Origin of the sequence: Pseudomonas sp. GD04158, from assembly GCF_029834875.1 — a bacterium.
Classification (GTDB): Bacteria; Pseudomonadota; Gammaproteobacteria; order Pseudomonadales; family Pseudomonadaceae; genus Aquipseudomonas; species Aquipseudomonas hydrolytica.
Genome location: NZ_JAODYT010000046.1, coordinates 1 through 14599 on the forward strand (window position 1 = coordinate 1; position 14599 = coordinate 14599).

Annotated in this window: 14 protein-coding genes; 3 read left to right on the top strand and 11 right to left on the bottom strand. The window is 64.5% G+C overall.

Translation table 11 applies throughout. From position 1 onward, the window contains the following. From N7333_RS16615 to leuA, 3 genes are all read left to right on the top strand, one after another. A partial coding sequence (locus tag N7333_RS16615) for an exodeoxyribonuclease VII large subunit (protein WP_279859110.1) occupies positions 1 to 248 on the top strand: 248 nt, incomplete at its 5' end. Positions 249 to 254: 6 nt separating this feature from the next. Then, positions 255 to 1097 carry a peptidoglycan DD-metalloendopeptidase family protein gene (locus N7333_RS16620; RefSeq protein ID WP_129481737.1) on the top strand — a complete coding sequence of 281 codons (843 nt, stop codon included), beginning with the start codon at positions 255 to 257 and terminating at the stop codon, positions 1095 to 1097. A gap of 284 nt (positions 1098 to 1381) precedes the next feature. Next, entirely contained in the window at positions 1382 to 3052 is a 1671-nt protein-coding gene (gene leuA, locus N7333_RS16625) for a 2-isopropylmalate synthase (protein WP_129481738.1), read from the top strand. A 238-nt stretch (positions 3053 to 3290) separates the two neighbouring features. On the opposite strand, the gene N7333_RS16630 is transcribed toward leuA, so the two are convergent. The 11 genes from N7333_RS16630 to rlmN all read right to left on the bottom strand — a co-directional run bounded on the left by N7333_RS16630 (position 3291) and on the right by rlmN (position 14593). Further along, on the bottom strand, positions 3291 to 3752 hold the full coding sequence (locus N7333_RS16630) for a hypothetical protein (RefSeq protein ID WP_279859111.1): 462 nt from the start codon (positions 3750 to 3752) through the stop codon (positions 3291 to 3293). 11 nt (positions 3753 to 3763) lie between these two features. Further along, entirely contained in the window at positions 3764 to 4546 is a 783-nt protein-coding gene (locus N7333_RS16635) for an amidohydrolase (RefSeq protein WP_129481739.1), read from the bottom strand. Between the two features lie 32 nt (positions 4547 to 4578). Then, positions 4579 to 5727 (bottom strand): pyridoxal phosphate-dependent aminotransferase, encoded by a 1149-nt coding sequence (locus N7333_RS16640; RefSeq protein WP_129481740.1) that lies wholly within the window; start codon positions 5725 to 5727, stop codon positions 4579 to 4581. 138 nt (positions 5728 to 5865) lie between these two features. Beyond that, on the bottom strand, positions 5866 to 7344 hold the full coding sequence (der, locus tag N7333_RS16645; protein WP_012019500.1) for a ribosome biogenesis GTPase Der: 1479 nt from the start codon (positions 7342 to 7344) through the stop codon (positions 5866 to 5868). Between the two features lie 98 nt (positions 7345 to 7442). Continuing rightward, positions 7443 to 8594 (bottom strand): outer membrane protein assembly factor BamB, encoded by a 1152-nt coding sequence (gene bamB, locus N7333_RS16650; RefSeq protein ID WP_129481741.1) that lies wholly within the window; start codon positions 8592 to 8594, stop codon positions 7443 to 7445. After that, on the bottom strand, positions 8587 to 9225 hold the full coding sequence (locus N7333_RS16655) for a tetratricopeptide repeat protein (protein WP_003246219.1): 639 nt from the start codon (positions 9223 to 9225) through the stop codon (positions 8587 to 8589). Before N7333_RS16655 ends, bamB begins: the two co-directional genes overlap by 8 nt. 32 nt (positions 9226 to 9257) lie before the next feature. Next, on the bottom strand, positions 9258 to 10544 hold the full coding sequence (gene hisS / locus N7333_RS16660) for a histidine--tRNA ligase (protein ID WP_129481742.1): 1287 nt from the start codon (positions 10542 to 10544) through the stop codon (positions 9258 to 9260). Between the two features lie 23 nt (positions 10545 to 10567). Next, positions 10568 to 11680, bottom strand: a complete 1113-nt coding sequence (gene ispG, locus N7333_RS16665) for a flavodoxin-dependent (E)-4-hydroxy-3-methylbut-2-enyl-diphosphate synthase (protein WP_003246221.1) — start codon at positions 11678 to 11680, stop codon at positions 10568 to 10570. Between the two features lie 3 nt (positions 11681 to 11683). After that, positions 11684 to 12673 carry a RodZ family helix-turn-helix domain-containing protein gene (locus tag N7333_RS16670; protein ID WP_129481743.1) on the bottom strand — a complete coding sequence of 330 codons (990 nt, stop codon included), beginning with the start codon at positions 12671 to 12673 and terminating at the stop codon, positions 11684 to 11686. After that, positions 12670 to 13431 carry a type IV pilus biogenesis/stability protein PilW gene (pilW, locus tag N7333_RS16675; protein ID WP_129481744.1) on the bottom strand — a complete coding sequence of 254 codons (762 nt, stop codon included), beginning with the start codon at positions 13429 to 13431 and terminating at the stop codon, positions 12670 to 12672. Before pilW ends, N7333_RS16670 begins: the two co-directional genes overlap by 4 nt. A 13-nt stretch (positions 13432 to 13444) precedes the next feature. Next, the gene (gene rlmN, locus N7333_RS16680) at positions 13445 to 14593 is read right to left on the bottom strand and encodes a 23S rRNA (adenine(2503)-C(2))-methyltransferase RlmN (RefSeq protein ID WP_129481745.1); all 1149 of its coding nucleotides are present in this window, start codon (positions 14591 to 14593) and stop codon (positions 13445 to 13447) included. Positions 14594 to 14599: the final 6 nt, after the last annotated feature.

The window sequence follows — 14599 nt, forward strand, 5'->3', positions numbered from 1 at the left end:
TGCAGGGACAGCTGCGCAGCCAGCGCCAGCAACTGGGCGCACTGGCGGCGCAATTGCAGATCGTCAGCCCCCTGGCCACGCTCGGCCGCGGCTATAGCATCCTCCTCGACGAGCGCGGCCAGGCCGTGCGCAACGCCGCCCAGACCCAACCGGGCCAGCGCCTCAAGGCGCGCCTGAGCGAGGGCGAGCTGGACGTGCGCGTCGAGGACAACCACATACAACCGGCGACGCTGTCGCTGCTGGACTGAATCCCCATGCACACCCCTAGCCGTACTAACCTGTTCGTGGGCCTGCTGGCCTTGGTTCTCGCCCTGCCCGCCCATGCCGAAGGCTTTATCACCCGCCTGCTGAACAAGCCGGTGCCGGGGGGCGTGGCGGTGGTCGATCTGGGCAACCCGGCGCAGGCACCCAAGGTGCGCTATCAGGGCAAGCCGGTGCTGACCGTGCGCGAGGACGGCCAGCGCTGGATCGCCATCGTCGGCATCCCCCTGAGCGTCAAGCCCGGTACCCAGCAGGTGGAGGTCGAGGGCGGCCAGAAGCTGAGCTTTCAGGTCGGCGCCAAGCACTACGCCGAGCAGCGCATCACCATCAAGAACCAGCAGCAGGTCACGCCCAACGCCGAGAACCTCAAGCGCATCGAGCGCGAGCTGGCCGAGCAGACCCGCGCCTACCAGCAGTTCAGCGCGCGCCAGCCGAGCAACCTGCTATTCGACAGGCCGGTCAACGGGCCGCTGTCCAGCCCCTTCGGCCTGCGCCGCTTCTTCAATGGCGAGGAACGCAACCCGCACTCGGGCCTGGATTTCGCCGCCAACCGCGGCACGCCGATCAAGGCACCGGCGGCCGGCAAGGTGATCCTGATCGGCGACTACTTCTTCAACGGCAAGACGGTGTTCCTCGACCATGGCCAGGGCCTGATCAGCATGTTCTGCCACCTGTCGGAGATCGACGTGAAGCTCGGCGACGAGATCGCCCGCGGCGGGCACGTGGGCAAGGTCGGTGCCACCGGCCGCGCCACCGGCCCGCACCTGCACTGGAACGTCAGCCTCAACGACGCGCGGGTCGACCCGGCGATCTTTATCGGCGCCTTCAAGCCGTAAAAACAGCAGCGCAATGCAATAGCGCATCACCCCAACCTGACAGCAAGAAATCGCAAGAAATTTTTCCTGAAGACGATTAATTTCAATTTTCAGCCGATGCTTGTCAGCTTTGACCGCACTGAGTAGGGTTGACGCCATGAACGTCAGCCAAACCCTCATTCTCCTGCGGCAACACGCCAACCTATGCCTGGTCAGCCAGCGACTGCGTAGCTGAATCGCACGCCTCGCTCCTACGCCTCGACCATTCCTGGCCCATCGCTGGCCGCCGCATACAGGATCGCACCATGACCATGCTCAAAGACCCTTCGCAGAAGTACCGTCCGTTCACGCCCATCGCCCTGCCCGACCGTACCTGGCCGGACAGGGTCATCGACCGTGCACCGATCTGGCTGTCCACCGACCTGCGCGACGGCAACCAGTCGCTGATCGAGCCGATGGACGCCGAGAAGAAGATGCGCTTCTTCAAGTGCCTGGTCGCGGTGGGCCTCAAGGAAATCGAAGTGGGTTTCCCGTCCGCCTCGCAGACCGACTTCGACTTCGTTCGCGAGCTGATCGAGGGCGGCCATATTCCCGACGACGTGACCATCCAGGTGCTGACCCAGGCTCGTGACGATCTCATCGAGCGCACCTTCGAATCGCTCAAGGGCGCCAAGCGCGCCATCGTCCACTACTACAACGCCTGCGCGCCGAGCTTCCGCAAGATCGTCTTCAACCAGGACAAGGCCGGCGTCAAGGCCATCGCCGTGGCTGCCGGCAAGACCATCAAGCGCCTGGCCGCCGCACAGCCGGATACCCGATGGGGCTTCGAGTACTCGCCCGAGGTGTTCAGCTCGACCGAGACCGATTTCGCCGTCGAGGTGTGCAACGCGGTGATCGAGGTGTTCCAGCCGACCCCGGCGAACAAGCTGATCCTCAACCTGCCGGCCACCGTCGAATGCGCCACGCCGAACAACTACGCCGACCAGATCGAATGGTTCGGCCGCCACGTCGACCGCCGCGACAGCGTGCTGATCAGCGTGCACACCCATAACGACCGCGGCACCGGCGTGGCCGCCTCTGAGCTGGCGGTGATGGCCGGCGCTGATCGCGTCGAGGGCTGCCTGTTCGGCAACGGCGAGCGCACCGGCAACGTCTGCCTGGTGACCCTGGCATTGAACCTCTACACCCAGGGCGTCGATCCGCAGCTGGACTTCTCCGACATCGACGCGGTGCGCAAGGTGGTCGAGGACTGCAACCAGATTCCCGTGCACCCGCGCCATCCCTATGCCGGCGACCTGGTCCACACCGCCTTCTCCGGCTCGCACCAGGACGCCATCCGCAAGGGCTTCGCCCAGCAGAAAGATGACGCCGTATGGGAAGTGCCCTACCTGCCGATCGACCCGGCCGACATCGGCCGCGACTACGAGGCGGTGATTCGCGTCAACAGCCAGTCCGGCAAGGGCGGTATCACCTTCCTGCTCGAGCAGGAGTACGGCATCAGCCTGCCGCGGCGCATGCAGATCGAGTTCAGCCAGGTGGTGCAGCGCGAGACCGATCGCCTGGGCCTGGAAATGACCGCCGCGCAGATCTATCAGTTGCTGGAAAGCGAGTACCTGCAGGCCAGCGCTCCCTACGCCCTGAAAGGCCATCGCCTGCAGGAAGAGAACGGCACCAGCGCAGTGGACGTTGAAGTGATCAGCGCTGGCGAAAGCCATCACTGGCGCGGTATCGGCAAGGGTCCGCTGGAAGCCCTGGTGGCCGGCCTGCCAGTGGCCGTCGAGATCATGGACTACAGCGAGCACGCCATCGGCGCCGGCACCAACGCCAAGGCCGCGGCGTACATCGAGCTGCGCGTCAACGGCGGCCGCGCCCTGCACGGCATCGGCATCGACGAGAACCTGACCACCGCCAGCTTCCGCGCCCTGTTCAGCGCGCTGAACCGCGCCCTGAGCCAGGCCGAGTCGCAGGCGGCCTGATCCGCCGAGGCTAAAACGACAACGCCGGGCATTGCCCGGCGTTTTGCTATGCGTAGCCCGGATGTAATCCGGGAACATGACACTCAAATATCGAAATCATCAGTGGCGTAGGGTGCGCCGTGCGCACCGAGGATCAGGCATCGTCGGTCCTGGTGCGCACGGCGCACCCTACGAAGCATCTCCCTCAGACTCATGCCGGCGCGTTTCATCGCCCGATCAAATCCAGGACTCAAGACGTTTAGATATCAAAAATCATTAGCACCGCGAACATCAGCGCGGCCAGGCCGATGGTGAATAACAGGCCGATGCCCGCTGCCCGCCACTTGGACAGAAACGCACCACCGGCCTCGGCATGCTGCTTGAGATCAGCTTCCATGAGGCTCTTGGCAAACATGATCATTGCCATCAACTGTGCGATGGCGAACGGCATTGCGGGCACCTCTTCCGGCAAGACGAAAGCCAGGACCAAGGTAACCACCAGCAGGAAGACGGAAATGCCCCAGACCATCGCCACGCGATCCGCCTTGCCGAGCAGTTGCAGGTTATGCGCCAGCAACCAGGCGCCAGCCAGCGGCGTGCCGATGAAGGTCGCCAGGCCAACACCCGCGACGCTGTAGAGCGGCAACTGATTGGCGGTGGCCTGCTGCAGGTCGGCCTGCGGAGGCTGGAAGGGATTGCTCTGCTGTACGTCCATGTTCATGTAGCTCCTGATCAGCTCAAGGTGAAGGTATCGGCATCCAGGTGCGCCGGGAAGCGCTCGCGGTAGGCAGCCAGTGCCTCGCTCGACAGCCGGGCGCGGAACACACCATCACCATCACCCGCCGCCAGCAGCGCCTCGCCTTGGAAATCCAGCACCTGGGAATCGCCAGTATACCCGTGGCCCTTGCCGTCCTCGCCGATGCGGTTCACAGCCGCGACATAGCACAGGTTCTCGATGGCCCGCGCCGGCAGCAGTCGATTCCAGTGCTGGCGGCGAGCGCCGGGCCAGTTGGCGGTATAAATGAGCAGATCGGTCCCGCCGGCATCGCGACTCCACACCGGGAAGCGCAGGTCGTAGCAGATCAGCGGGCGCACGCGCCAGCCGTTCAGCTCCAGCACCACCTGCTGATCACCGGCGCTGTAATGCTTGTGCTCGCCGGCCATGCGAAACAGATGGCGCTTGTCGTAATGCGCCAGCGAACCATCCGGGCGCGCCCAGAGCAGGCGGTTGCGGTAGCTGCCATCGGCCGCCTGGATGATCAGGCTGCCGCAGATCACCGCGCCGATAGCCTGCGCCTGCTCGCGCAACCAGAGCGTGGTCGGGCCGTTCTCGGGCTCGGCCAGTTCGGCCGAGTCCATGGAAAAGCCGGTGGAAAACATCTCCGGCAGGATCACCAGATCGGCGCCACGCGCCTGCTGCAGCAAGGCCTGGAAGTGCTCGCGGTTGGCGGCCGGATCGTGCCAGGCCAGGCCGGTCTGGACCAGCGCCAGTTCTAGGTCGGGTTTGTCGCTCATGTCAAGGTCTCACAGAAGCGGTAGAAGCGAGCTCACACCGCGCAGAGTTTTTCCGCAGCCTGGCGCAGGGTCTCCTCGCGCTTGGCGAAGCAGAAACGCACCAGGCGCATGTCTTTGGGTGCTGACTGATAGAACACCGAGACTGGAATCGCCGCCACGCCATGCTCGCGGGTCAGCCACTCGGCCATGGCCACATCGTCCAGGTCCGGGCGGATCGCCGAATAGTCGGCCAGCTGGAAGTAGGTGCCCGGCGCGCGGGTGAAGGTGAAACGCGAGCCGGCCAGCAGGTCGCAGAACAGATCGCGCTTGGCCTGGTAGAAGGCCGGCAGCTCCTCCACGTGCTCAGGGCAGGCCGCCATGAAATCGGCCAGGCCGTGCTGCAGCGGTGTCACTCCGCAGAAATTGACGTACTGGTGAATCTTGCGCAGCTCGGCAGTCAATGCCGACGGCGCCACCACGTAGCCGGTCTTCCAGCCGGTGACGTGATAGGTCTTGCCGAAGGAGCTGACCACGAAGGCGCGCCGATACAGCTCCTCGTGGGCCAGCACGCTGGCATGGCGGGCGCCATCGTAGATCAGGTGCTCGTAGACCTCGTCGCTGATCACATGGATATCGCGACCGCGAATCAGCTCGGCCAGCTTGTTCAGATCGGCGCGCGTCAGCAGCGCGCCACTGGGGTTGTGCGGCGAGTTGAGGAAGATCAGCCGGGTATGCGGCGTGATCGCATCGGCGAGGCGCTGCCAGTCCACGGCAAAATCCGGCAGGGCCAGCGGCACGTGTACGCAGCGCCCACCGGCCAGCTCCACCGAGGGCTCGTAACTGTCGTAGCAAGGGTCGAGCACGATGGCTTCATCGCCAGCGCGGATCAGCGCCTGCACCGCGCAGAAGATCGCCTCGGTGGCGCCGGGGGTGATGGTAATCTCGCTGTCGGCATCACGCTGCACGCCATAACTGCGGGCGATCTTCGCCGCCACCTGCTGGCGCAGACTCGGCAGACCGGTCATCGGGCTGTACTGGTTGCGCCCTTCCAGCACATGGCGCGCCACGGCTTCGCGCAATGCCTGCGGGCCGTCAAAATCGGGGAAGCCTTGGGACAGGTTGATCGCGCCAGCCTCAAGGGCGAGCTGGGACATCCGCGTGAAGATGGTGGTGCCGACGTTGGGCAGTTTGCTGACAAGCATCGCGACTTCCTAAGAAGAACAAGGCAAGCCGCGAGGATAGCCGAAGGACGCCGCAGGCGGCAGCCGCAGCGCTTATGAAAAGAGGCTGGAAGCTTATGCCGTGCACGCCGAACGCCGTCCGACGTGCACGGTGGGTGCTTACTTGCGCTTGTCCTTGCGCTTCTTCTCGGCCTTCTTGTGGTGGCTCATCAGGCGACGCTTCTTGTTCACCTGGCGGTCGGTGAGCTTGTTCTTGTTGCCCTCGTAGGGGTTCTCGCCGCCCTTGTACTCGATGCGGATCGGCGTACCCACCAGTTTCAGCACACGGCGGAAGGTGTTTTCCAGGTAACGGGTGTAGGCGCGCGGTACGGCGTCGACCTGATTGCCGTGGATCACGATCAGCGGCGGGTTGGCGCCACCCAGGTGGGCGTAGCGCAGCTTGATGCGGCGACCGTTGACCAGCGGCGGCGCGTGGTCGCTGACGGCATCCTCGAGGATCTGCGTCAGGCGGCTGGTCGGCCAGCGAGTGACGGCCGAGTGGAAGGCGGCCTGCACCGACTTGTACAGATGACCGACGCCGGTGCCGTGCAACGCGGAGATGAAGTGGATATCGGCGAAGTCCACGAAGAACAGCCGGCGCTCCAGCTCGGTCTTCACGTAGTCCTTCTGGCCCTGATCCATGCCGTCCCACTTGTTCAGGGCGATGACCAGGGCGCGACCGCTTTCCAGCACGAAGCCGAGCAGGTTGAGATCGTGGTCGACCACCCCTTCGCGGGCGTCCATGACGAACACCACGACGTTGGAGTCCTGAATGGCCTGCAGCGTCTTGACCACGGAGAACTTTTCCACCGCCTCGAAGATCTTGCCGCGGCGGCGCACACCGGCGGTGTCGATCAGGGTGTATTTCTCGTCGTCGCGCTCGAAGGGGATGTAGATGCTGTCGCGCGTGGTGCCGGCCTGGTCATACACGATGACCCGCTCTTCGCCGAGCATACGGTTGACCAGCGTCGACTTGCCGACGTTGGGGCGGCCGATGATGGCCAGCTTGATGCCGTCCTTCTCGCTCGGCCCGGGGATGCGCTTGGCCTCCTGGCCTTCCTGCACCTCCTCCTCTGCTTCGGCACCCTCTTCCGGCTCGCCGGCATCCTTGGGGAAGATGCCGAGCACGGCCTCGAGCATCTGGGTGATGCCACGGCCATGGGCACCGGCAATCGCCAGCGGCTCGCCCAGGCCCATGGGGCTGAATTCGGCGCGAGCCAGGTCGACGTCGAGGTTGTCGACCTTGTTCACCACCAGGAAGCTGCGCTTGTTGCGTCGACGCAGATGCTCGCCGATCATCTGGTCCGAGGCGGTCATGCCGGCGCGCGCGTCCACCAGGAACAGCACGGCATCGGCTTCCTCGATGGCCTGCAGCGACTGCTCGGCCATCTTCGCGTCGATGCCTTCCTCGTCCCCGGAAATACCCCCGGTGTCGATCACGATATAGGTGCGCCCCTGCCACTTCGCCTCACCGTACTGGCGGTCGCGGGTCAGACCGGACAGATCGCCAACGATAGCGTCGCGGCTGCGGGTCAGGCGGTTGAAGAGTGTGGACTTGCCGACGTTCGGCCGGCCCACCAGGGCAATTACGGGAACCATCAGGCTCTCCACTTGAGTTAATTCAGAAAATGCAAAGGCCGCTGCAGGGGCAGCGGCCGGGATACTGCGTGCTGCCAGGTTAAGGCAGCATAGTCGGCTTACTTGATGGTCAGAGCCACCAGCTTGCCGCTGTTGCCGTAGACGTACAGCCAGTCACCCACCACCAGCGGCTGGGCGCGCAGGCCGTCGCTGTCGATGCGGGTACGGCCGACGAAGCGACCATCAACCTGGCTCAGCAGGTGCAGATAGCCCTCGAAGTCACCCACGGCGACATAGCTAGAGAACACCGCCGGCCCCGAGAGCTGGCGACGCGCCATCGAATCATTGCTCCACAGCGCCGAGGCGCTGCGCTCGTCGATACCTTCGACGGTGCCGCTGGCATGGCTGACGTAGACGTTGCCGAAGCCCTGAGCGACGCCTACCGAGCTGGACGCCTCGCGCTGCCACAGCACGCGACCGGACTCCAGATCCATGGCCGCGACACGGCCCTGGTAGCTCACCGCGTAGACGGTGCCGCCGGACAGCAGCAGACCGCCGTCAATGTCCACCACGCGCTCCAGCTCGGAACGACCTTGCGGAATGGCGACGCGCTGTTCCCACACCGGCAGGCCACGCTGGGCGTCGACTGCAATCACCTTGCCACTGGACAGGCCGGCGACCACCAGACGGTTGGTCACCAGCGGCGCGCCGGTACCACGCAGGGTCAGCACGGCCGGGGTGTTCTCGACGATCCAGCGCTGGCTGCCGGTGCTGGCGTCGAAGGCGATCAGGCGGTCGTCCTGGGTCTGCACCACGACGATATCGCCGTTGCTGGCCGGCGCCGCCAGCACTTCGCTGGTCACGCGCGAGCGCCACTGCTCTTCGCCATCGCTGGAGTCCAGGGCGATCACCTCACCCTTGAGCGTGCCCAGCAGCACCTGGCCGTAGCCAACGCCGATGGCGCCAGAAACCGGGATGTCCAGCTTCTTGCGCCAGATGACCTTGCCGGTGGTGCGGTCCATGGCCATGACCAGGCCTTCGACGTCGGCAGCGTAGATCACTTCGCCGTCGATAGCCGGTACCAGCATGTTGAAGGTTTCGCCCTGACCGTCACCAACGGAGCGGCTCCACTCGGTGCGCAGTTCGACTTCGGCGTCGAACTTGGTCAGCTCGGCCGGCGGCAGTTCCTTCTTGCTATTGCTGCTGCAACCCACGGCCAGAACGGCCAGAGCCAGCAGTGCGGCATTCTTCCAACGCATCACGTCACGCATCCCCTTTTGCCAGGTCGTCCAGCTTCATCTGCAGGCCGCCGACAGCGGCGTCTTCGGCCAGCGCATCCTTGGCCTTCTGATAGGCAGCGTGCGCGTCGTCACTGCGACCCAGCTTCACCAGCAGGTCGCCCTTGAGTTCTTCACGGCTGGCGAGGAAGGCGTTCTCGACCTTGGCATCGAGCAGCTTCAGCGCCTCGTCGGCCTTGTCCTGAGCTGCCAATACGCGGGCCAGGCGCTGACGCGCCAGCTCGCCGAGCGTGGCATCGGCAGGCTTGTCCAGCACGCGCTGCAGCGCAGCCGCGGCATCGTCCAGCCTGTCCGCCTCGACCGCCACCTTGGCGACGAACAGACTGCCGTACTGGGCGTAATGGCTACCGCCGAACTCGCTGTTGAGTTTACCGGCCAGCTCGGCGACCTTGGCCGCATCGGGCGTGCCGGCCGGGTTCAGTGCGGTCTCCAGCAGTTGCTGATAGATCAGAGAAGCGCTTTGTGCCTGGTTGACCTGGTACTTCTGCCAGCCCTGCCAGCCGAATACGGCCACCAGCGCCAATACCCCGCCGGCCAGCAAAGGCTTGCCGTTGCGATCCCACCAGTCCTTGAGTTGCGCGATCTGTTCGTCTTCGGTCTGCATGTCTAACCCCGTACTCCTAATCGAGAGCCTGCTCAGGCCTGCTGGCAGGCGGCCAGATGCTCGGCCAGAGCATCCCAGGCAACGCTTTGTTGTTCACTGTCGTCGCGCAGCGGCTTGCAACCTACCACGCGCCCTGCCAATTCGTCGTCCCCCAGAATCAGCGCATAACGCGCGCCGCTCTTGTCGGCCTTCTTGAACTGGCTCTTGAAGCTGCCGCCACCGCTATTGAGCAGCAGACGCAGCCCCGGCAACTCGTCGCGCAGACGCTCGGTCAGCGCCAGCGCCGCCAGCTCCGCCGCCTCGCCAAAGGCGCAGACGTATACGTCGGCAGGGCGATTGAGCTCTGCCGGCAACAGGTCCAGGGTTTCCAGCAGCAGCACCAGGCGCTCGACACCCATGGCGAAGCCGACACCCGGCGTGGCCTTGCCACCCAGTTGCGCCACCAGGCCGTCGTAGCGACCGCCAGCGCACACCGTGCCCTGGGCGCCGAGCTTGTCGGTGACCCACTCGAACACGGTGCGGTTGTAGTAATCCAGACCGCGCACCAGCTTGTGGTTGATCTGATAGCGAATGCCGGCCGCATCCAGGCGCGCCTTGACGCCCTCGAAGTGCAGACGCGACTCCTCGTCGAGGTAGTCGCCCAGGGTCGGCGCACCGACCAGCACGGCCTGGGTCGCCTCGTTCTTGCTGTCGAGAATGCGCAGCGGGTTGGTGCTCAGACGGCGCTGGCTGTCCTCGTCGAGCTGGTCGAAGCGCTCCTGCAGGTAGGCCACCAGGGCGTCGCGATAGGCAGCGCGCGCCTCGCTGGAACCCAGGCTGTTGAGCTGCAGGGTCACCGCATCGGCCAGGCCGAGTTTCTTCCACAGACGCCAGGTCAGCACGATCAGCTCGGCATCGACGTCCGGGCCCGGCAGGTTGAAGGCTTCCACACCCACCTGATGGAACTGGCGATAACGGCCCTTCTGCGGCTTCTCGTAGCGGAACATGGGGCCGGCGTACCACAGCTTCTGCACCTGGCCGCCGCCGGCCAGGCCATGCTCGAGCACGGCGCGCACGCAACCGGCGGTGCCTTCGGGGCGCAGGGTCAGGGATTCTTCGTTGCGGTCGAGGAAGGTGTACATCTCCTTGTCGACCACGTCGGTGCCCTCGCCGATGCCCCGGGCGAACAGCTCGGTGTATTCGACGATGGGCAGGCGGATTTCCTTGTAGCCGTAGCCGTCGAGCAGGCTGACCAGGGTGCTTTCCAGGTAGCGCCAGGCAGGCGTCTGCTCCGGCAGGATATCGTTCATGCCACGAATGGCTTGTAGGGACTTGCTCACAAAGAATCCTTAAAGCGCAGCGATCAGCTGCGCACGATCACGGCGGCATCGGCGGCGGCTTTTTCGGCCGCCTTGTCGCGGATGAGCTTCTCCAGCTCGTCCACCAGGTTTTCGTTGGTCAGCTTCGAGGCCGGTTTGCCATCGATGTAGACCAGGTTGTTCGGGCTACCACCGGTGAGGCCGATATGCGCCTCCTTGGCTTCGCCGGGGCCGTTGACCACGCAGCCGATCACGGCCACGTCCAGCGGCACCAGCAGATCCTCGACGCGGCTCTCCAGTTCGTTCATGGTCTTGACCACATCGAAGTTCTGCCGCGAGCAGCTCGGGCAGGCGATGAAGTTGATGCCACGCGAACGCAGGCGCAGGGATTTGAGAATGTCGAAACCGACCTTGATCTCTTCCACCGGGTCGGCGGCCAGCGAGATGCGGATGGTATCGCCAATCCCCTCGGCCAGCAGCATGCCCAGGCCGACTGCGGACTTCACGGTACCGGAGCGCAGGCCACCGGCCTCGGTGATGCCCAGGTGCAGCGGTTGCTCGATCTGCTTGGCCAGCAGGCGATAGGCCTCGACGGCCATGAACACGTCGGAAGCCTTCACACTGACCTTGAAGTCCGGGAAGTTCAGGCGATCGAGATGCTCGACATGACGCAGCGCGGATTCCACCAGCGCCGCGGGAGTCGGCTCGCCGTACTTCTTCTGCAGGTCCTTTTCCAGGGACCCGGCGTTGACCCCGATGCGGATCGGAATGCCCTTGTCGCGTGCGGCCTCGACCACCGCCTTGACGCGGTCCTCACGGCCGATGTTGCCGGGATTGATGCGCAGGCAGTCGACGCCCAGCTCGGCCACGCGCAGGGCGATCTGGTAGTCGAAATGAATATCCGCCACCAGCGGTACGCGTACCTGCTGCTTGATGCGGCCGAAGGCCTCGGCGGCATCCATGTCCGGCACGGAAACGCGCACGATGTCGGCGCCGGCATCTTCCAGGCGACGGATCTGCGCCACGGTGGCCGCCACATCGTTGGTGTCGGTGTTGGTCATGCTCTGTACGGCAATCGGCGCATCGCCGCCTACCGGTACCGAGCCAACCCAGATCTTGCGCGACAGGCGACGCTTGATCGGCGATTCGCAATGCATGCTTTACAACCCCAGTTTCAGGCGCGCGGTTTCGCCGGTCATGTACGGCGCGACATCCACGTTTTCGCCGTTGAAGCGGACCTGAGCGCCGCGCGCGAAGCCCAGACGCAATTCCATGGGCGCCTTGCCAGTCAATTCGATGCGCTCGCCACTGCGCTTGAGCGCGCTGAGCAGCACCTTGCCATCGGCATCGGTCACCTGCGTCCAGCAATCGGCGGTGAACTGTACGCTCAGGGCGCCCTGCCCTGGCGCGACCGCGACGGGTGCAGTGGGCTCCGGCGCGGCCGGCGCCTGCGGTGCTGCAGCGGTATCCGGCTGGGTGGCTTCGGGCGCAGCGGAAGGCGCGGGAGTCGGCGCAGCGGCGGTGCCTTCTGCGGCAGGCTGCTGGGTTTCGGTTACGGCTTCCGGCGCTTCGCCCGGCTCGATCGGCAGCAACAGCGGACTGGCCGACTCGTTACCCTGGGCCGCGACCACGGCCTGGTCTTCCGGCTCGGCCAGCGAATGCACCTGAGTGGTGCCATCGGCACCCTCCACTTCCACATGCTCGAGCCCCAGGTCAGCCAGACTGGTCACCGACCGCCCCTGTTCCTGCCACCACAGGAAACCGGCGCCGATCAGCGCCAGCAACAGCAGGAAACTGACCAGACGCAGGATGCTCTGCGAATAGCGCACGGGCTCCTCGATACGCCCCAGGCTATGCACGTTGCTGCCGGTGGCATCGGTGCCGGTGAACTGATCGAACTCCAGCACCAGGCGGTTCTGATCCAGCTCCAGCAACTTGGCATAGGCACGGATGTAGCCACGAGCGAAGGTGGTGCCCGGCAGCTTGTCGAAAGCACCTGCTTCGATCTGGGCCAGACGCTGCGGGGTGAGGTTGAGCTGCATGGCCACTTCGGCGACGCTCCAGCCCTTGATCTCACGGGCCTGACGCAGACTTTCGCCCGGATTGCTCGGCATTGGCTGAGTCACTGCTTCGCTATGTGCCGCTTTCATTTTTGCCCCGAAACGTATTGCTGATATTCCTGAGAAGCCGGATACAGACGGCGTAGCTGCAGCCCGAGGCTGGCAGCCCTGTCACGATCCTCGAACACCTCGGCCAGACGTGCGCCGAGCAGCAGGCTGCGCGCGTTCTGCGGGGCGATTTCGCTGTAGCTGTCATAGTAACGACGAGCCGGCACGTACTCCTTGTCCTCGTAGGACAGCATGGCCATCTCCAGCAACGCCCGCGGCTGGCGGCTGCTCAGGCGCAGCGAGCGCTGGAAGTACTCCTTGGCCTGCTCACGCTGCTTCAGCTGCAGGGCGGTGAGCCCGAGGTTCTCGAACACCCGCGAGCGCTCGGGATAAAGGTTGTCCTCGGCGGCCTTGAGGTAGGTGTTCATGGCGTCCTGGTAGCGCTTCTGCTCGAACAGGAAGCCGGCGTAGTTGTTCAGCAGGCGCGCATCCTTGGGGCGCAGGGACAGCGCCTTGCGAAAATGCTCATCGGCCAGCTTCGGCTCCATCTCCAGCTGGAACGCCATGGCCAGGGCCGCATGCGCATCGGCGTTGGAGGCGTCCAGCTCCAGCGCACTCTTCAGCGGCACCTTGGCGCGCTGGGTATCGCCCTGCTGGATATAGGCGATGCCGAGTTTCACATAGGCATCGCGCGCCTCGTCGCGCCCTTTAGTCGTACGCATGGGGTCAACGTCACCGGTAGTCACACAGCCGCCGAGCAGACTGACAACTAGCAACAACAGCGCGGGGCGCGAACTCATAGACATCCTCTCTTCAATTTCGGTTAGCGGCAGCGCGTGGCTCTTGTGCCTCGCTGCCCAGCTGGCGCACGGCAATGTAGCGCTCACTACGCCGGGTACGATCCATCACCTGGCCGACCAACTGGCCGCAGGCCGCATCGATATCGTCACCCCGCGTAGTGCGTACCGTGACGTTATGACCGGCCTTGTGCAACAGGTCCTGGAAGCGGCGAATGGCGTTATTACTCGGCCGCTCGTACCCCGAGAAGGGGAAGGGATTAAACGGAATCAGGTTGATCTTGCAAGGCACATCGGCGAGAAGTGCGATCATCTGCTCAGCATGCTCGGGCTGATCGTTGACCCCCTTGAGCAGGGTGTACTCGATGGTCAGCACACGTTTCTCGCCAAGCTTGGCGACGTAGCGCTTGCAGGCCGCCAGCAGCATGTCCAGCGGGTACTTCTTGTTGATCGGCACCAGCTGGTTGCGCAGCTCGTCGTTGGGCGCGTGCAGCGACAGGGCCAGAGACACGTCAATGACTTCGGCCAGCTTGTCGATCATCGGCACCACGCCGGAGGTGGACAGGGTCACCTTGCGCTTGGAAATGCCATAACCCAGATCGTCCATCATGATCTGCATGGCAGAGACGACGTTGTCGAAGTTCAGCAGCGGCTCGCCCATGCCCATCATCACCACGTTGGTGATGGCGCGGTCGATCTTCGCCGGCACGGTGCCGAAGGATTTGTTGGCGATCCACACCTGGCCGATGATCTCGGCGCTGGTCAGGTCGCTGTTGAAACCCTGTTTGCCGGTGGAGCAAAAGCTGCAGTCCAGGGCACAACCGGCCTGCGACGACACGCACAGGGTGCCGCGGCCTTTCTGCGGGATGTACACGGTTTCCACGCAGCTGCCCGACGCCACACGCACCACCCACTTGCGCGTGCCATCGGCGGAAATATTCTCGCTGACCACTTCCGGGCCGCGAATCTCGGCAGAGGCCTCGAGCTTCTCGCGCAAGGCCTTGCCGACATTGGTCATGGCGGCGAAATCATCGACGCCAAAGTGGTGAATCCACTTCATTACCTGGCCGGCACGGAAGCGCTTCTCGCCGATGGACTCGAAGAACTGTTCCATTTCCGGCTGGGTCAGGCCCAGCAGGTTGATCTTGCCGGTGGTATTGGTCATGGCTTC